The following is an 18063-nucleotide window of genomic DNA, read 5'->3' as shown; positions in this document are numbered from 1 at the left end:
GTTATCCCTGATTAAGTGAAGGCCAGTTGCTATGTAATACACGCTCTAATTCTAGAGCACTTTTTTGTACTGCGTCTTGAGCGACAGCCAGAGTTTTCTTACCACCCTCAAAGTCGCTGACCGTGAGGTCGAAAACCGTGCTGTAAGTATCGGCACAAGTTTCAAAGGCTCGACTTCTTGGAATCGTGGCCATCATAACTTGGTCATTCAACAGGTAGTTCATCTCAGTCAGAACAGATACCTGTTTTTTGTTGTCGTCTTCAAACATGGTTGGCATTAGACGAACAAACTCAAGCCCTTTCCAATCGTCCGGGAACATCTCATAAACTGTTGGCAAATGCTGGAAGAAGTTAACCGTTGAAGCCCAATCCAAACGTTTGGCTGCACATGGAATTAAAAGTGCGTTCGACGCGTACATTGCATTCCACACTAACGGGTCAACGTGTGGCCCAGTATCAATCATTATCACATCAAAATCATCGGCGATTTTGTCGATAAGCTTTTCTTTCAAAAGACGAACGATATCAAGTGATTGGTCTCTAGACAGGCTTTGCCATGCTTCAGCGTTAAACATCGCATCTTCTGGGAACGCAGAAATAGTCTTCAAGTTTGGATACTGAGTTGGCAACAGCACGTTCTTACGTAAGAATTCTAGGTCAACATCCTGATCTTCTGGCACATTATCCAACATGATGTCGACTGCAGAATAAATACTGTCGTGCTCTGCACCACTAATTTGTGGGTTCAAGAACAGACGTAAAGAGCCTTGTGGATCCAAGTCAATCAGACAGATACGGTAACGCTTATCTAAATTCAGAGACAAACAAGCAGCCAAGTGAACTGCCGTCATCGATTTCCCCGTACCACCCTTTTGGTTTTGTACATTGATAATCCATGGTTTGTTGTCAGCATGCTGTTTACGTTGATGGAACTTTGGCACTTCTGCCGCGTCCATCAACATATGAGCTTCTGTCAATGAAATCGAGTAGTGATTGGCGTTGTTCTTTGTAAACTGATGGCCATCAGCTTCAAGTTTAGTGATCGCTTCATCGAGTTTACGACGCGTTAAACCAGAACGAGTCTCCATCATAGCTTTAGACATTGGAGGGAAATGTTCATCACTTCGCTCTTCCAAAATAATCTCAATTCGGTCAGCCTGAACTTGTTGAGTTTGTTCGGCTAGCTGATAGAGCTTATCAATCGTTTGTTCTCTTTTCATTGCCAGTTTCCGTAATGATTAACTAAGCACAAATTGTACAGCGATTAATAGAAAATACAACAAAAACATGAACATTCATTTATGAGCAAAATCACATAAAATAGACAGTGTTTTTACAATTTGATGAAACACCACATCAAAGTAATACTAAAAGTCATCATTTTTATCATGCATAATCATGCTATTTGTACCTTACATTTAAAATGTTACAGCATCACTTATTTACAATGTAAATGTAATTACAACTAAAAATCTTCGGAACGATTGAAACACAAGCATAGATTACGGTTCGTGTGATTTGCATTCGAAATTATAGATTTTCAATTCAATAAAATTTAAAAAACGCTCAATGGACAAAAAATTCAAAACATAAGAGAAGAGGAGAGGCAAAAAAACAACAAAGGATTCTAACCTGAGCGGAAGAATGATCATGGAACACATCTAATGTAAGAGAATTAATAACACCAAATTATGAAGCATGATCAAGGCGCAAACTTAGCAATATTGATCCGAGCAACTGCACATTACAAATGATCAAACTCCGGAAAAATGATCAAGTAAAAATCGTTCCGGAAGCATATAAATTTAGGGCTAACTTACGGACAAATGCTTTTGCAATGGGGATCCAAGCTCTATAAGGCCTGATTGGTTGGAAATTCAATCGACACGGAATGGAAATGCAGAAACATGACAATTTCATGATCATGCTTCCAGATTTATTATGTTGCGAGCTAAAAGTGCCCAACCACTGACTGTGTGACCAATCTCGACCGATTTTTAAACATAAAAGGAGAGGAACGCTATAAAAGCCCCATTACTTGATCATTGTTCCGAAAGAATACCTAACGGAAATATCCACATTGATGATTTAAAACTCGTCGATCAATTCTGGACTGTGGATAAGCTGTATAAGTACAATGATCATGCTTTCGAACCAATAATGATCATGCTTACAATGACTTAATGATCATAGTTCTGATGTTCTGTGATCATGCTTTCTTATCTTTTATGATCATCCTTTCGCTATCTTTATGATCATGCTTTCCAAACGGTTTTTTTTAAACACTTTAAATTCAGCAACTTAAAAGCTAATGATCGTCCGGATCATTAGATCACTTAATCATTTAAGATCATATTAATCAGAAAGATCAGTTATTTAAAAGCCAATAAATTCTCTTTATTTATGATCATTCTTTCTTTATCATTCAGGAACTATAGTGAAATTACGGTTAGTGTGATACGGATCAAAAATGAAACCAGAAGAGAAATTGTTAATTAAGGCACGAAGCCACAAAGATGGTCATTTATTTGAGGTATCTGAAACAGCCGTTGAATGGATAGAACAATATCAACACTTCAAAGGTGTCACCAAAAGCATCGTTGAACTTCTTAACCTAATTTCACTTCGTGGGTTTAGCAGCAAAGACGGTTACGTTTCAACTACCGAGATTATTGAATCCACCGATGGCCAAGTTACTCGTGCAGCCTTACAGCAAAGATTAAGAGCTGCGGTAAGTATAGGTCTTTTCAGACAAATTCCGGTTCGCTTTGAAGAAGGTCTTGCTGGTAAAACTATGCTGCATCGCTTCGTGAACCCAAACCAATTGATATCGGTACTGGGTGCGACTAGCTTAATGACAGAAAGCGTGAAACAAAACGAAAAGCAAAAGCGTTCTAAAGCCCTCGCTCAAACCAAAGTAAACAAACGTTTATTGAATGAACACGGTCTTAATACTCCACCAACGATGAAAGATGAAGCGGATCAATTCATTGTCTCACCAACCAATTGGGCTGGTATTATTGATCAAGCGTTAGCGCCACCTAGAACACGTAAGAGCTACCAGAAATCGATGGTTTCGATCTCGGGAACTCGAGCGGTGATCGAAACACGATCTTCAAAAAACATTATGACGGTTGATGATCTGATGACGCTATTCGCGTTATTCACGCTTACTGTTCAGTATCATGATCATCACCAAGATGATTACCATCTAGACGCGAAACACACACCGAACAAAACACCACTTTACATAACGGATATTTTGTCTTTGCGTGGCAAGAAAGATAGCGGACCGGCACGTGATTCGATTCGCGATAGTATTGATCGTATCGAATTTACTGACTTCCAATTGCATGAGCTCACAGGCCGTTGGCTTAGCGAGAATATGCCAGAAGGCTTTAAGAGTGATCGTTTCCGATTCCTAGCTAGAACCATTACCGCATCGGAAGAAGCGCCTACAGAAGGCTCTGACGGCGAAATTCGCATTAAACCGAACCTGTATATCCTTGTTTGGGAACCGTCGTTCTACGAAGAGCTGCTCACTCGTGATTATTTCTTCCTATTTCCGCCAGAAATCCTGAAGCAACATACCTTGGTTTTCCAAATGTATTCGTACTTTAGAAGCCGTATGGCACGTCGCCATTCAGATTGTATGCTGCTCAGCGAGCTCAACCAGAAGTTAGCTCGTAACATTGATTGGCGTCGTTTTTCGATGGATCTGATCCGCGAGCTCAGAAAACTAGGTGAGGTAGGGGAGCAAGAAGATACTTTCCTGGTTAATCTTTGGGGTTATCACTTGACGATCACCGCGTTGATCGAAAAAGGCAAAACGACTGATTATCAGGTTGATATCAAATGTAATGTGGAAGAAGTCTTACGTTACTCACGAGCACGCACGACCAACGCTGGTAAACGTAACATGGCGCCAACGCTGCCAAACCCACTTCGTAACGAGATGGTATCTAAGCAGAAGCTGGAAGAGCTGTCTGAGATTATCGATGGTGAGTTTGAACCCATTCAGCGTAAGGCACCGTCGCCAAGAGGTAAATTAGGGCGTAGAGTTAAGCAACGTAAGCACTCTGTTGAGATCAATGCTGACGAGATCATGATAACGCTCTCTAAATATACCTCTGCAGAGGCTCTAGAACGCAGTATAACGGCTTTATCTGCTATGACCGGGCATTCACATGCCTCAATCAAAGAAGAGTGCTCAGAGCTCATTGAGAAGCTTGATTGGTTGAGAGTAGGGGAGGACGTTATCCCATACGAAACACTGAGTCGCTTGATTGAGCTGTACAACGACCGTGACAGCACCAGTAATCGACACTTGTCTATTGAGCGTTTGATCTCTGGCTTAGCTGTGCGTCGTAAAGTGTGTAAACAAGTTCACGAAGGTCATTTAGACGAAAACGTGTTCTTAGCGCTCGATGAAATGGCGATTGGCCACTAGTTTTTACGCCGCTTTCACTGTTATGAATAGGTCATTTAATCATCATTAGGTGCTGATAATAATCGCACCTAACGCTGACAAAGTGATGACAATGTAACGCATCCAGTTGATTATTATTTATCCCGAATAGACAACCTTTTGTCCTTTCTTATGATTAATAGATTGGCTCATATTTTGTTACATCATACTGAATAGATTTTTGCGAGTTCCCCAAGGGACTCGCTTTTTTTTGCCTGTAATTTGGCTAATCATTAACATTCAAAAGCTTACCATTTAAATTCTACAGATTTTGAAGTCCGTTCCTGAAGCATGATCAAGGTGAGATCATGCTTTCTACGGTGCTTATTTTTGATGGGGTTCAGCTTTGATGCTTGATCGAACAGGGGTTGAACAAGGAGTGGATCAGTGCAGTTGACGTAGAGCCATACCTTGATCATCGTTCTGATGTTGATTTGCCATAAAGCGTACATGCGATTCGATCAATTTTTCTGATTCTTCTTTCCAGCGCGGTTCTTGTTGTTGGTTGGTAAACTCCAAAGCCAATACACACAAGTGCTGTAGCCGCTGTGTACACCACTCTTGTAAGTCAGGTTCTGATTTTGGATTACAAGACACAGCTTGAAGCTTGCTATAGGCAAACATCAGGTATTGGAAAGCTTTTTCCTGATGGTGCGAGCCACTAAGTTCGTTTGAGATAGATGGTGGGCTTTGTGGTGGAAGCTTTGTCGATGCCGTCAGAATTTCATCTTTATATCGATAAAACGTAAAGATTCTCAAGCATCCGTCTAACCAACATGCGATGCCTTTGCTCTGTTCATCCGTGATCAAAGGCCCCCAGAGTGCATCTGGAGGCGTTAAGATCAAAGGCTCTAACTTCTCCACTTGATCATGCTTTCGGTCTTTATACCAATTTCCGATCCGCTCTAACCAAGTGTCTAGTTCATTCATGCAACGTTATCCCACTGTTTAACATAGTGATTATCTGAAACTTGCTTTATCTCATGCTGTATTTCACTGCTTTGTTCACGAATACGATCAGCGTCTATTGAATAGTTTGGCTCATTTTTCACGAGTTCGCCAAATGGTAGGTCTGGATCGGGCACAGCAGAGATCAACAACTTAGTGTAAGGGTGTTGTGGGTTGGTTAAGATCGACTGGGTTGATCCCCACTCAACGATCTGTCCCTTGTACATAACAGCCGTCTCTTCTGCGATGTAGTGTGCTGTTGCGAGATCATGCGTAATGTACAAAAAACCTATCCCTAACTCTTTCTTCATCCTCTGCATTAGGTTCAAAACACCGAGTCGTATTGAAACATCCAACATCGAGGTGGGTTCATCGGCAAGGATAACTTCAGCACCAACTGCAAGTGCTCTTGCTAAGTTAATCCGCTGTCTTTGGCCGCCACTGAGCTCATGAGGGTATTTAGCGAGAGTTTCGATGGGCAACTCCACCAGCGTTAATAACTCTTTGAGACGCTCTGTGAGAGCTTGTTTAGTCGCTACTTGCTTGTGGATCTTAAGCGGTCGCGTTAAGTGGTGCTCAATGGTGTGGGTTGGATTGAGTGAGCCAAATGGGTCTTGAAATATCATTTGCACGCGGCTTCGGTAATCCAAGATATCTTTACGACTTTTTAAGGTAGAAATATCTCTGCCATTGAACAGTATCTCTCCCTCTGTTGGCGGATACACCTTGGTCATCAATCGGGCGCAGGTACTTTTCCCGCAGCCTGATTCACCAACCAGCGCCAATGTTCTACCTGCATGTAAATCAAAGCTCACCCCATGCAGTGCTCTAAAGATCTCTTCTTTGCCAAATCCACCACCAACAGTGAACTCTTTGACGAGGTTTCTTACTTGAAAAATAGGTTGTGACATAGAGCTCTCCTAGCACGCTGTTGCGTGAGCGTGTTCGTGAATATTGGGGAAGGAACTCCATAGCTTTTGGGTGTAGGAGTGCTGAGGGTTATTACGAATCTCATGGGCTTGGTTGACTTCAACTATCTGTCCATGACGCATGATGGCAATGCGATCGCACAGTTGGCTCATTAGTGCGAGGTCGTGAGTGATAAACAATATTGAGAAACCAAACTCTTCTCTGAGTTGATGTATCTGCTGCAGAATTTCGCGTTGTACAACCACATCCAGTGCTGTTGTCGGCTCATCCATGATAATCAGCTTAGGGTTGAGCGCGAGAGCTATCGCAATCACCAAACGTTGACGCATCCCACCACTAAACTGGTGCGGGTACTCGGTTAGACGGTGGCGAGGGATATTGACTAGATCGAGTAACTTTTCGGCGCGATCTTTGGCTTGCTCGTTGTTCATACCCTTGTGGTGGCGCAATACATCGGCAAACTGTTCTTCAATGGTCAGTACAGGGTTAAGCGAGTTCATCGCGCTCTGGAACACCATTGCGATCTCACTCCAGCGTAAGGTGTTCAAGTGGCTGTCCGATAAGCTCAGCAGATCTTGCCCGCCAAACAGTATTTGCCCGCCAGAGATGAAAGCCGGTGGCTTATGCAGGCGATTAATGGCAAATGCGATGGTACTTTTGCCACACCCTGACTCTCCCGCTAAACCAAAAATCTCGCCTTGGCCTATGTTAAAACTTACGGATTTTACGGCATTAAAATCGCCGTCATCGGTAATGTAATCGACACATAGATTCTTCACTTCGAGAAGAGGTGTCTCTGAATTTTCTCTAGACATGATAAACACTCATTTATGATATTGATAACTATTATCATTAACATGTGTTGAATTTAGTGAAAGAGAAGAGCACAAAAAGAATGAAGTGACTCGAATTATTTTTTGGTTATTTCATGAAGTTTCAGCGGGAAATAGGAAATGAGAACGAGGAAAATGAGAGGTGGATCAAACCACATTTCTTATGGGGAATCTTTTAAATGTAATGGCAGAAAATGGCTTTGGCAAAGTTTAAATGAGGCATTTATTAATTAGCTTTGTGAAGCGTCGGAATCATCACATTTCAGTACAGAATTGCTTAACAAGCGAAATAGCATTTGCTACAGATTACCTGTCCATTACATGGTGCTTTTCGGAGGAAAACATGTCCATTAATTCTATCAACCATGATGAAATGACAAATATTGCAAATAAGTGGGATGCTGAAGAAGAAGTATCTTTCAAACCAGAAAAGAAAATGAAGTCTGCTGAAGCTCGTCGTCGTATTGAAGCTCTAAGAGAAATTAGAGAAAGCGGTTTTAGTCTGGAAGAAGCGAGGGAGCTAGGTCTAATTCATTAACAATCCCCATTGCATTTAGAAGGGTGGTGCACCACCACCCTTTGATTTATATACCTTTTTTAAAGAAATCTGTGCTTTTTATAAGTAAACCATGCTCCTTGCCTCTCACCATTTAAATCCATTGTCCTTCCTCTACATTACTTGTTCTCGACTAAAAACATGCCCTTGGCATACTCTTTAACTAAGTTGTTTGACAGTTATATGCAACGCCACTAATTTTAAAGTTAAAGCAAAAATATGTGATGTTGTTGGTAAGGAGAAGGCTATGTCTAATTCTGTGGCTCAAGCCAAAGAAGTGCTGTTCTATGAACCTGAAGATCCAAACGGGTACTTGTCAAATTTTGCTGCTTGTCCTATAAAAGTTGACGATCAAGTTTGGGCAACCAGCGAACACTATTATCAAGCTATGAAGTTCTCCTGCGAAGTACTTCGCAATACTATTCTGCAAGCTAGCACACCTGCTGAAGCATTCTCTTTGAGCCGTGACCACGAAGACCAAGTTCGTGAGGATTGGTATGACATTCGTGTTGAAGTGATGCAGTTCATTGTCACAGAGAAGTTCAGGCAGAACCCACAGTTTGCGTTGTTTCTTACTAATACCGGAGATTCGGTGATCAAAGAACATTCGCACAAAGACCACTTCTGGGGGGATGGTGGCGATGGAACCGGCGAGAACCATTTAGGCAAGATTCTGATGGCAGTACGACAAGAGCTTCGTACTCAGGAGCTGAATTTGATCGTTTCGCATTGAATTAATCGACTCGAGCTCTATGGATACGTTTGTGATCTATCACTAATAAATTAAGGCCGCTCTGTAAGCTTACAGAACGGCCTTTTTATTGTCAGTTTTCTAAGGTTGACCCAAAGTACAAAAACGTGTCGCGAAGTCATTCATGGGCAATTGACTAATCAAGTTAGAGCTAGCCAAGTGCTATAGATAGTTTTGTACAATGTCTTGGAGCTGACCATCGTCTTTCATTTGGTCTAGACGTTGGTTAATAAAGCTTTGCAGCTTAGGATCCATCTCTGGGTCAAATGCCAAATGGATGGGGTAGTTATTGATCACTGAGCCAAACTCTAGCATTTGGTAATCATCAATACTGAGTTTCTGCTCATTTAGGTTGTATTTGATTCGAGATTCCATTTCAACAAAAACGGTATCACCCGGAGTTCGGTTTAATACACGAAAAGCCGCGCTGTAATCTTTCACTCGAATCTCGTTCAGCTTACCTTGTTTGATGTATGGCTCTAGATTCGGATATTCAAACCCCACCAGCAATACCACTGCTTTTCCGTTTAAATCATCGATAGTGTTGAACTCAAATGGCTTCTTACCGCTGCTGAGCAACACGTGTTTTACATTGTAAATCGGATCTTTAGACAGATTAACAGATTGGATATTTCCCCAGCTCGGACTGCCATAGGTGACCCAGTTTGGGTTCTCTCTCGCATCGAGCTTGTCGATCATTCGGTTGAAAGGGTAGGTGTGGTAATCGATCTCGTATTGGCTGTCGTCAAATACGGCTTCAACAATATCCGAAACCATTCCTCTGTGAGATGACCCGTCAGTTTCGATCTGAAAAGGTTGCGCTTGGCTTGCAATAATGTAGTAGTGAACAGGTTCGCTTGAAAAAGCATAACTGCTTGAAAACAAACTGACTATGGATGCAACTATTAGATGTTTTTTCATAACCTTCCCTAGTTATTTGATGAATGACTACTATTATACTAGTTGAGTAATTGTAGTTTGCTAGGATAACAATAATGGTAATTTTTGTATGGTGAATAAAGGAAAACGATATATTGGACTCTCCCGACAGTTGATCGGGGTAATCATCGCAATCAGTACCTTATTCACAGTGATAGTGACAGGTCTAGGTTTGTATGTGGAGTACCAAAGTCGAGTTTCTTTTATCAGTTCTCAGATCGAACAGGTTAAGGATGGTTATCTTTCCGGCTTAACCGCCAGTTTGTGGGTTGAAGACAGAGAGCAACTGTTTGTGCAAGCTGAAGGTATCTCCCGCTTACCCTCGGTCAGTTATCTGTTAATAGAAAGTCCCGATGAAAAAATTTTAGAATTAGGTCAGCAGGCGCCCGGTCAGTCTTATTCTCAATCTTGGGATATGGTGCATCAGATGGGAGGCTCAGAGTTCGAATTGGCGACGCTCACGGTGCAGTCTGATCTGAGTATGATTCTCAACGACTTTGAAGATCGGGTCTTATTATTGCTTGCCTTTGAAGCGGTTAAAATCTTCTTCTTGTCTTTGGTATGTTTAACCATCGTCTATCGTCTAGTAGTAAAGCGCTTAATGACCATGTCTTCTCAGATCAACCATCAACAGGTTGAAGACAACAAGCCGCGATTCTTAACACCGACCGATTCTACATACAGAGATGAGATCTCGACACTAGAGAGTAGCTATAATCAGTCGATTGAACGTATTCGTCAACAATACCAAGAATTGGAAAAAGCCAAAGATACTGCTGAGGTGGCTAACCGTAACAAGAGTGAATTTCTTGCCAACATGAGCCACGAAATCCGCACTCCAATGAACGGGATTATCGGGTTATCGTCTCTGCTTTCTGAAATGGATATGCCGAAAGAGCAAAAAGAGTATGTCGACATGCTCAACACCTCTTCGCTTACTCTACTTGATTTAATCAATGACATTCTCGACTACTCGAAGATTGAAGCGGGTCGTTTAGAGCTTCAGCAAGAGCCGATGAAAATGATGGGTATTGCTGCCGATGTAGAGTCGACCTTCAGAGTTAAAGCCGAGCAAAAAGGGCTCAAATTCCAACTGGCGATTGATCCTAAGATCCCAACCATGGTGATTGGCGATGGCACTCAGCTAAGACAAGTGCTGAATAACCTAGTCGGCAATGCCATCAAATTTACCGAACATGGTCATGTCATGCTCTCACTTCGTTTAGAAGAAGTCATAGAGCCGGAACAAAAGCTCAGAGTGAAATTTGAGGTGACCGATAGTGGTATTGGTATCGCAGAAGACAAGCAACAATCGGTATTCGATAAGTTTCAACAAGCCGACGGCAGCACCACCCGCATCTACGGAGGCTCGGGACTTGGTCTTACGATATGCGATAAGATCGTGACCTTAATGGGCAGCAAGCTTGAACTAACCAGTGTCGTAGGTAAGGGAAGTACATTCTACTTTACCGCTGACTTTGACCCGAGCTTAGACGTTGACGAGAGCAACATCGATTTTAATAAAGTCTCGGTACTTCTGGTTGATGACAGCCAGCTGAACATGCGTATTACCTCAACACAACTTCAATCATTCGGCGTTAAGTCCGAGTGCTGTGAAACCGCCACTCAAGCGTTAGAGCTTGTTTCAGAGTCTGTGGCGAAGTCGTTGCCTTATGATCTGGTGCTGATTGATAAAGTGATGCCGTCTATTGATGGATTCCAATTAGCAAGAAGTTTGATTGAGCGTTTTGACAAAGCTTGTCCGAAGCTAGTGATGATTTCTGCCGACCCACGAAAACAAGATGAAGCACGCGCCAAGCAAGTGGGTTTTGTTGCCTACATTGCTCGCCCTTATCAAGATAATCAGCTTAAATGGACGCTGAGTGAAGTTCTGGCGAGAGCGGCTGATACCTCAACCTTTACCTATCCAAATAGAGGTGAGGTCGCGTTTAAAGACAACGAGCCAGTGCCACTCACCACATCAGCGACCTCTGTTCAAACCAAACAATCCGGTCAACAAGCTCCAATCAAAGAAGAATCAAAACCTGTCGCGGTTGCCAAGGAATTTAGCGGCAAAGTCTTGGTCGTTGAAGATTCTAGAGTGAACCAACAAGTTGCCAAAATGATGCTTAAGAAGTTGGGGTTTGAGGTGGATATTGCAGACAACGGTGAAATTGGTGTCGAGAAATTTAAGGTCAATGACTATGTGATGATTTTCATGGATTGCCAGATGCCAGTTCTTGATGGTTTCGAAGCGACCAAGCAGATCCGAGCGCTCGAAGAAGGAACCTCTAAACACATTCCGATCGTTGCGCTGACGGCCAACGTCGTGCAGCGAGACAAGCACCTGTGCTTCGATGTGGGTATGGATGAATTTTTACCAAAACCCGTCAATCAAGGGAAACTGAGAGAGATCGTTGCCAGTTTCTTGTCGAAAGGAACTGAGTCGAGCAAGGAACATGAGCAGAAAATCGTTTAGGTTCAATTAGCTGATGTCTCGCTAAAGCATATCCAACTCTATAAGAAACTCCGACAGCATCAGTCGGAGTTTCTTTTTTTTGCTAACGAGTACTTGGTTAGCTAATACATCTAGTTATCTAAATATATCAGTTAATTAAATACATATAGCTAAACACGTCGCGTATCAATACTGATTGAATCCATAAGCTGTTGTATTTAAAAAACAAGCATGTGGTGATTGTTATAGCCGTGAAATACAACTGCCACGAAAATACGCTTTAACTGTCACAATCCCGTTATAGCATGCAGCCAACTAGAACTATGGTTTAGTTTTAACCTTAACGAAATTCAACCTGTGAGAGTCTAAGATGTTCAAACCTTTGTATGTATTTGATATGGACGAAACGCTGATCAATGCTGATGCCGCGATGCTCTGGAATGAGTTCTTGGTTGAAAAGGGCATTGCGACAGCACCCAACTTTATCGAAGAAGATAAGCGCTTAATGGGCTTATACTCGGAAGGTAAATTGAACATGGAAGATTACCTAACATTCTCCATGCAACCACTGGCCGATATGCCAACAGAGCAAGTCACCGCATTGGTCGAAGAGTGTGTTGAACAGCATATTTTGCCTAGACAGTTTAAGCAGTCGAAATCTTTGATTGAGCAGCTGGATAATGATGACATCGACATGTTGATCATCTCAGCCAGCGTGACTTTCTTAGTGGAAGCGGTCGGTCGTAAGATGGGTATTGAGAACGCACTCGGTATCGATTTGATTGAAAACCAAGGCCGCTTCACGTCTCAGATCTTAGGTGTGCCAAGCTACCGTGAAGGTAAAGTCACCCGTTTAAAAGAGTGGTTAGACAATCAAGAAATCAACTACTTAGACATTCACTTTTATACGGATTCAATCAACGACTTACCTTTGTGTGAGCATGCTGATTTTGCCTATCTGGTGAATCCGTGTCCGCGTTTAAAAGCACTGGCTGATCAACCTAACTGGTCGATTCTTAACTGGGATTAACGCGAATCTTATATTCGAATTAGCTTCGCTCTAGAACTCATCAAGCCGCTGACTACAGCGGCTTTTTTGCATCATCAGTCTAATGTTCGATTTATTACCTTAGCTGATAAAAGGATAAATGTAACAATTCAATAACATCTTTTGCTCTGCTGTAAATCAAACCACCACCTTTCAATCCCTTGATAGCACTCATTTTCTTGTCTTGATGGTTTGTGTGTAACAAATATTTTACAAGTTGACAGGGTTTCATCGAAATTGCCCATTTTCTTCCACCCATTCCATTATCTCGGCTTGTGGGCCAAATTTAATTAAGGACAAAAAACAATCATTTCACAAAAAACGTAACACAAAACCAATAGGTACAAGGAGAAAGTTCATGGTGGAGTCATACAACCCGCTTGGTACGGATGGATTCGAGTTTGTTGAATACACAGCTGTCGACCACAAGGGAATTGAGCAACTTAAAGCGCTGTTTGTGTCACTTGGTTTTGCTGAGATCGCCAAGCATCGCTCAAAAGAGGCTTGGCTGTATCGACAAGGTGACATCAACTTTATCGTCAATGAACAGCCTCACAGCCAAGCGGAAGCGTTCGCTAAAGTGCATGGGCCATCGGTCTGTGGCATGGCTTTTCGTGTCAACGAAGCAACCGCTGCAATGGAGCAAGCGTTTAAGGGCGGTGGTGAAGAGTACAAGACAGAAATAGGGCCGATGGAACTGAGCATTCCTGCCATTTACGGCATCGGTGAAAGCTTGCTCTATTTTGTGGATCGTTATGGCAAGCAGAGCATCTATGATGTTGACTTCCGATTTTATGACGATGCGGAACAGCGCATGGCGGAAGCCAATGTTGGCTTGTATGAAATCGACCACCTCACGCACAACGTGAAGCAAGGCAATATGGATCTGTGGTCGGGGTTTTATGAGCGCATCGGTAACTTCCGCGAAATTCGCTACTTCGACATTGAAGGTAAGCTGACAGGCCTTGTGAGCCGTGCTATGACTTCACCTTGCGGCAAGATTCGAATCCCAATCAATGAGTCTTCTGACGACAAATCACAAATCGAAGAGTTCATTCGTGAATACAACGGCGAAGGCATCCAACATATCGCGCTGGCAACGGATGATATCTACAAAACCGTCAAAACCCTGCGTGATCGCGGCATGGACTTTATGCCAACCCCAGATACCTACTATGAGAAAGTTGACGATCGTGTGAAAGGACACGGTGAAGACACTGATCTGTTGCGTGACCTACGCGTTCTGATTGATGGCGCACCGACCAAAGACGGCATCTTGCTGCAAATTTTCACGCAGACGGTAATCGGGCCTGTGTTCTTTGAAATCATTCAGCGTAAAGGCAACGAAGGCTTTGGCGAAGGTAACTTCAAGGCGCTGTTTGAATCGATTGAAGAGGACCAGATTCGTCGAGGAGTATTAGACGATGCATAAATGGATCTCGTTTCCTCATCGGGAGGGTGTGTGCTCTAAACAAGCGCATGCCGACTTCCCCGAAGAGGCAATTTATGAGCGAGAGGCGGGCCGAAGTGGATTCTTCGGCCCTGCCGCTCATTTTCACCACCAACATGCCCCAACAGGTTGGTCGGAGTGGGAGGGCGATTTACGCCCTCGCGCTTTTGATTTTACGCTGGTGGAGAAAGCCAGCCAGATAACGCCTTGGGCGGTGCCTCATCTTTTGCACAATGCGGACTGCAAAATTCGTGTGTGGCGCATGGATGAGAAGATGGATTTCTTAGTGCGTAATTCCGATGGTGATGAGCTGCTGTTCATTCATCAAGGCAGCGCCGATCTCTATTGTGACTATGGTCATCTAGCGGTGAGTGAAGGGGATTACGTGATGATCCCGCGCTCGACCAACTGGCGCTTAGAGCCAAGCGAGCCGATGTTTATCTTGATGATTGAGAACACTGACGCGGCTTACTCCTTGCCAGAGAAAGGCATGGTCGGTAATCACGCGGTGTTTGATCCGGCGGTGCTCGACATCCCTTCAATCAATGATCAATTCCGCGCTCAGTATTCAGAAAACCAGACTCAGGTTCAGGTGAAGCGCCACGACAAAGTCAGCGTGATCACCTATCCGTTCAATCCATTGGATGCAATTGGTTGGCATGGCGACTTAGCGGTGGTGAAAGTGAATTGGCGCGATATCAGACCGCTGATGTCACATCGCTACCACTTACCACCTTCTGCGCACACGACGTTTGTTGGCGCAGGCTTTGTAGTGTGCACCTTTGTACCACGCCCGATTGAGAGCGACCCAGGTGCATTGAAAGTGCCGTTCTACCACAACAATGATGACTACGACGAAGTGCTGTTCTATCACGCTGGTGACTTCTTCAGTCGCGACAATATTGAAGCGGGCATGGTGACTTTCCACCCCGCGGGTTTCACGCATGGGCCTCATCCAAAGGCTTTTAAAGCGGGTCAGGCGCATAAGAAGAAGTTTACCGACGAAGTGGCGGTGATGATCGATACTCGCCATGCGCTGCAGTTCTCTGATGAACTCGATAGCGTTGAAAACAAAGAATATGTCTACAGTTGGCAAGACTCTGGTTTGAAAGAAATGGCTGACGATAAGAAATAAGGGACAAGGATGAAATTAGCAACCAAGAAAAATGGCACTCGCGATGGTCTATTGATGGTCGTAAGTAAAGATCTCAAACAGTGCGTGTCTGCCACCGAAATCTTCCACGCGATGCATCTGGCGCCAACCATGCAGGTAGCCTTGGATAACTGGGACAGCGTTGCACCTCAGTTAGAAGAGTTATACACCTCGTTAAATAACGGGCATGTGACGGGCAGTGAAGTGTTTGCCACTCAGTATTGTGAATCGCCATTGCCACGCGCTTATCAATGGGCAGATGGCAGCGCCTATGTAAACCACGTTGAGCTGGTGCGTAAGGCACGTGGTGCTGAAATGCCAGAAAGTTTCTGGGTTGACCCGCTCATGTATCAAGGCGGCTCAGATGCGTTTATCGGCCCTCGTGACAATATTGAATTTGCCAGCGACGAGTGGGGTATCGATTTTGAGGGCGAAGTCGCAGTTGTTACCGGAGATGTGCCAATGGGTGCCAGTGCTAAACAAGCGCATGATTCGATTCGTCTGCTGATGTTGGTGAACGATGTGTCGCTGCGTGGCTTGATTCCGGCAGAGCTCGCAAAGGGTTTTGGCTTCTTCCAATCTAAACCCTCTTCTGCGTTCTCCCCGGTCGCAGTTACACCCGACGAGCTTGGTGAACAGTGGAGAGGCAGTAAGGTGCATCTACCGTTGATATCGACCTACAACGATAAGCCTTTTGGTTGTCCGAATGCGGGCGTCGATATGACTTTCAACTTTGCTGAACTAGTAGTTCATGCTGCGAAAACTCGCCCACTCTCGGCCGGTGCAATCATTGGCTCGGGTACGGTATCGAATAAGCAAGGCACTGACCATGGCACCTCAATTGCCGAGGGCGGTGTGGGTTATTCATGCATTGCCGAAGTTCGCATGATTGAGGCGATTAGAGATGGCAAACCGTCGACTCAATTCATGTCGTTTGGTGACTCGATCAAGCTTGAGATGTTTGATGCGGCGGGTGATTCCATTTTTGGTGCGATAGACCAAAAAGTGAGCCAGTATCGAGCGGTATAATCCACGAAATAGGGTTTCAGTATGAGCGAGAGCATCGTGAACAAGAACATTGTACTTTACGGTTACTGGCGCTCGTCCGCAGCCTATCGAGTGCGTATCGGATTGAACCTAAAGCAACTCAACTATGAGTCGAAGTCGGTGCATTTGGTGTGTAATGGCGGCGAACAGCATGATCCACAATATCGCGAGATCAACGCCAGTGAATTAGTGCCTGTGCTGGTGGATGGCGACGTTCAACTCAATCAGTCTCTGACGATCTTGCAATACTTGGACGAAAGCTATTTGTGTGAGAGCAGCCCAGACTCCTTGTTGATTCCTGAGCAAACACCATTGCGCTATCAAGCGTTGGCGATGGCTCAGGACATTGCGATGGAAATCCACCCTCTGAACAACCTGCGCGTATTGCAGTATTTGGAGCGAGAGTTGTCGTGTGAGCAAGAGGCGAAAATGGATTGGCTTCACTATTGGATGAGTCAAGGCTTCAGTGCACTAGAAGAGAAGTTCGCGAAGCACAGAAAAGCACATGGCGACTCGGTGTATAGCCTCACTGATTCACCATGCATTGTCGATATCTGCTTGGTGCCGCAAGTTTACAACGCGCTGCGCTTTGGCGTTGATATGTCGCCTTATCCGTTGATTAATTCGATAGTCGATGTATGCAATCAGCTACCCGAGTTCATCAAGGCAATGCCAGAGAATCAAGCGGATGCGGATGCACCCTTGTAAACAAACAACAAGTTGAGTCCAAATTAAACCAAGTGGGTTTATATCATCGGGGGAGCATGACCGAGTCGCTATTGCTCGCTGTGCGGCCCTAATTTCATTTTTAGAGTTAACTATTGGATTCGATAGCGCTAGATCGCCTCTGCCTGTGAAAAAAATCCCCTTGAAGTATTAAATGGTTCGATGTGTCCTTAAACGCCATACAATACCAACTTTTTTTTTGTATGATGATCGAGTTATTTGCGTTTTTGGGATATCGTCGAGAGGCGTATAGTGATAGAGATTACACCCGCCTAATTGATAGCTTTAATAAGGTATTGCGATTACAAACATATTTTTAGGTGGGTTCATAAATAGGTTAAAAGATTTCGCTTAGTTTGATGTTTAGATGCAGATTGTACGTAGTATTTGTAACAAGCCTTAATTTTAACATGTAGCCAAATTTTAAGGTTCTTAAGAGCCCAGTGCTTTTATCGACATCGATAGGCTTGTTTGGCAGTCGTTAAAGCTATAAATTTTCATTAGTGCGATACTGACTTAGCTAATTCTCTCTTTTGTGTTTTTTCTCAAAAAAGCATAATGTATTTTTATTGGATTTCTGGCTGTAAGTGGCTAATTTGCTACATAGCAGTATAAAACTAGAAATGTAGAATTTAGTGGGAGCTTTCTTGCCTATTGCTCTGCCTCCCACTAATTATCTTCAATCATTAATGTCAGTGCATCATAGGTAACTAATAGAATTTCCTGCGGTCCTGTAATTACAAACGATCCTGACAGT

Annotated in this window: 15 protein-coding genes; 9 read left to right on the top strand and 6 right to left on the bottom strand. The window is 43.6% G+C overall.

Going from position 1 to position 18063, the window contains the following annotated elements:
• Window position 1 precedes the first annotated feature (1 nt).
• Entirely contained in the window at window positions 2–1219 is a 1218-nt protein-coding gene (locus AB4407_RS00565; RefSeq protein WP_372117568.1) for a ParA family protein, read from the bottom strand.
• Between the two features lie 1250 nt (window positions 1220–2469).
• On the opposite strand from AB4407_RS00565, the gene AB4407_RS00560 reads away from it, so the two are divergent.
• Window positions 2470–4449, top strand: a complete 1980-nt coding sequence (locus AB4407_RS00560) for a replication initiator protein RctB domain-containing protein (RefSeq protein WP_372117565.1) — start codon at window positions 2470–2472, stop codon at window positions 4447–4449.
• A 402-nt stretch (window positions 4450–4851) separates the two neighbouring features.
• On the opposite strand, the gene AB4407_RS00555 is transcribed toward AB4407_RS00560, so the two are convergent.
• The 3 genes from AB4407_RS00555 to AB4407_RS00545 are packed head-to-tail and all read right to left on the bottom strand — an operon-like array spanning window position 4852 to window position 7160.
• Complete coding sequence (locus AB4407_RS00555) at window positions 4852–5397, bottom strand: transcriptional regulator (protein ID WP_372117562.1); 546 nt, start codon at window positions 5395–5397, stop codon at window positions 4852–4854.
• Window positions 5394–6326 (bottom strand): ATP-binding cassette domain-containing protein, encoded by a 933-nt coding sequence (locus AB4407_RS00550; protein WP_372117560.1) that lies wholly within the window; start codon window positions 6324–6326, stop codon window positions 5394–5396. The genes AB4407_RS00555 and AB4407_RS00550 overlap by 4 nt, the downstream gene beginning before the upstream one ends.
• 9 nt (window positions 6327–6335) lie before the next feature.
• A complete protein-coding gene (locus AB4407_RS00545; protein ID WP_009846021.1) occupies window positions 6336–7160 on the bottom strand; it encodes an ABC transporter ATP-binding protein in 825 nt (274 codons plus the stop codon).
• Between the two features lie 361 nt (window positions 7161–7521).
• On the opposite strand from AB4407_RS00545, the gene AB4407_RS00540 reads away from it, so the two are divergent.
• On the top strand, window positions 7522–7716 hold the full coding sequence (locus tag AB4407_RS00540) for a PA3496 family putative envelope integrity protein (RefSeq protein WP_004732575.1): 195 nt from the start codon (window positions 7522–7524) through the stop codon (window positions 7714–7716).
• 190 nt (window positions 7717–7906) lie between these two features.
• Complete coding sequence (locus tag AB4407_RS00535; protein WP_372117559.1) at window positions 7907–8467, top strand: NADAR family protein; 561 nt, start codon at window positions 7907–7909, stop codon at window positions 8465–8467.
• Between the two features lie 180 nt (window positions 8468–8647).
• On the opposite strand, the gene AB4407_RS00530 is transcribed toward AB4407_RS00535, so the two are convergent.
• Window positions 8648–9406 (bottom strand): substrate-binding periplasmic protein, encoded by a 759-nt coding sequence (locus AB4407_RS00530; RefSeq protein WP_372117557.1) that lies wholly within the window; start codon window positions 9404–9406, stop codon window positions 8648–8650.
• A gap of 88 nt (window positions 9407–9494) precedes the next feature.
• Here AB4407_RS00530 and AB4407_RS00525 point away from each other — a divergent pair, with 88 nt between their 5' ends.
• Both AB4407_RS00525 and AB4407_RS00520 read left to right on the top strand, forming a co-directional pair.
• Window positions 9495–11903, top strand: a complete 2409-nt coding sequence (locus AB4407_RS00525; RefSeq protein ID WP_372117555.1) for a response regulator — start codon at window positions 9495–9497, stop codon at window positions 11901–11903.
• Between the two features lie 349 nt (window positions 11904–12252).
• A complete protein-coding gene (locus AB4407_RS00520; RefSeq protein ID WP_372117551.1) occupies window positions 12253–12912 on the top strand; it encodes an HAD family hydrolase in 660 nt (219 codons plus the stop codon).
• Window positions 12913–13006: 94 nt separating this feature from the next.
• Here AB4407_RS00520 and AB4407_RS00515 read toward each other — a convergent pair whose 3' ends face one another.
• Window positions 13007–13189 (bottom strand): hypothetical protein, encoded by a 183-nt coding sequence (locus AB4407_RS00515; protein ID WP_372117549.1) that lies wholly within the window; start codon window positions 13187–13189, stop codon window positions 13007–13009.
• Between the two features lie 99 nt (window positions 13190–13288).
• Here AB4407_RS00515 and hppD point away from each other — a divergent pair, with 99 nt between their 5' ends.
• The 4 genes from hppD to maiA are packed head-to-tail and all read left to right on the top strand — an operon-like array spanning window position 13289 to window position 17288.
• The gene (gene hppD / locus AB4407_RS00510; RefSeq protein ID WP_372117546.1) at window positions 13289–14362 is read left to right on the top strand and encodes a 4-hydroxyphenylpyruvate dioxygenase; all 1074 of its coding nucleotides are present in this window, start codon (window positions 13289–13291) and stop codon (window positions 14360–14362) included.
• A complete protein-coding gene (locus tag AB4407_RS00505) occupies window positions 14355–15515 on the top strand; it encodes a homogentisate 1,2-dioxygenase (RefSeq protein ID WP_076667470.1) in 1161 nt (386 codons plus the stop codon). Before hppD ends, AB4407_RS00505 begins: the two co-directional genes overlap by 8 nt.
• 9 nt (window positions 15516–15524) lie before the next feature.
• Entirely contained in the window at window positions 15525–16562 is a 1038-nt protein-coding gene (locus AB4407_RS00500; protein WP_372117543.1) for a fumarylacetoacetate hydrolase family protein, read from the top strand.
• 21 nt (window positions 16563–16583) lie between these two features.
• Entirely contained in the window at window positions 16584–17288 is a 705-nt protein-coding gene (gene maiA, locus AB4407_RS00495; protein WP_372117540.1) for a maleylacetoacetate isomerase, read from the top strand.
• Window positions 17289–18063 lie beyond the last annotated feature (775 nt).

This window comes from Vibrio sp. 10N.261.46.E11 (assembly GCF_041472735.1).
Taxonomy (GTDB): Bacteria; Pseudomonadota; Gammaproteobacteria; order Enterobacterales; family Vibrionaceae; genus Vibrio.
Note: the sequence above shows the minus strand (reverse complement) of the source record. Positions and strands in the feature narration are given on the sequence as shown.

Excerpts from the sequence above, each read along its gene's own strand:
- AB4407_RS00530 (WP_372117557.1), bottom strand. The coding sequence starts at position 9,406 with ATGAAAAAACATCTAATAGTTGCATCCATAGTCAGTTTGTTTTCAAGC.
- AB4407_RS00550 (WP_372117560.1), bottom strand. The coding sequence starts at position 6,326 with ATGTCACAACCTATTTTTCAAGTAAGAAACCTCGTCAAAGAGTTCACT.
- hppD (WP_372117546.1), top strand. The coding sequence starts at position 13,289 with ATGGTGGAGTCATACAACCCGCTTGGTACGGATGGATTCGAGTTTGTT.
- AB4407_RS00560 (WP_372117565.1), top strand. The coding sequence starts at position 2,470 with ATGAAACCAGAAGAGAAATTGTTAATTAAGGCACGAAGCCACAAAGAT.
- AB4407_RS00505 (WP_076667470.1), top strand. The coding sequence starts at position 14,355 with ATGCATAAATGGATCTCGTTTCCTCATCGGGAGGGTGTGTGCTCTAAA.
- AB4407_RS00500 (WP_372117543.1), top strand. The coding sequence starts at position 15,525 with ATGAAATTAGCAACCAAGAAAAATGGCACTCGCGATGGTCTATTGATG.
- AB4407_RS00555 (WP_372117562.1), bottom strand. The coding sequence starts at position 5,397 with ATGAATGAACTAGACACTTGGTTAGAGCGGATCGGAAATTGGTATAAA.
- AB4407_RS00525 (WP_372117555.1), top strand. The coding sequence starts at position 9,495 with ATGGTGAATAAAGGAAAACGATATATTGGACTCTCCCGACAGTTGATC.
- maiA (WP_372117540.1), top strand. The coding sequence starts at position 16,584 with ATGAGCGAGAGCATCGTGAACAAGAACATTGTACTTTACGGTTACTGG.
- AB4407_RS00565 (WP_372117568.1), bottom strand. The coding sequence starts at position 1,219 with ATGAAAAGAGAACAAACGATTGATAAGCTCTATCAGCTAGCCGAACAA.
- AB4407_RS00545 (WP_009846021.1), bottom strand. The coding sequence starts at position 7,160 with ATGTCTAGAGAAAATTCAGAGACACCTCTTCTCGAAGTGAAGAATCTA.
- AB4407_RS00515 (WP_372117549.1), bottom strand. The coding sequence starts at position 13,189 with ATGGGTGGAAGAAAATGGGCAATTTCGATGAAACCCTGTCAACTTGTA.
- AB4407_RS00540 (WP_004732575.1), top strand. The coding sequence starts at position 7,522 with ATGTCCATTAATTCTATCAACCATGATGAAATGACAAATATTGCAAAT.
- AB4407_RS00520 (WP_372117551.1), top strand. The coding sequence starts at position 12,253 with ATGTTCAAACCTTTGTATGTATTTGATATGGACGAAACGCTGATCAAT.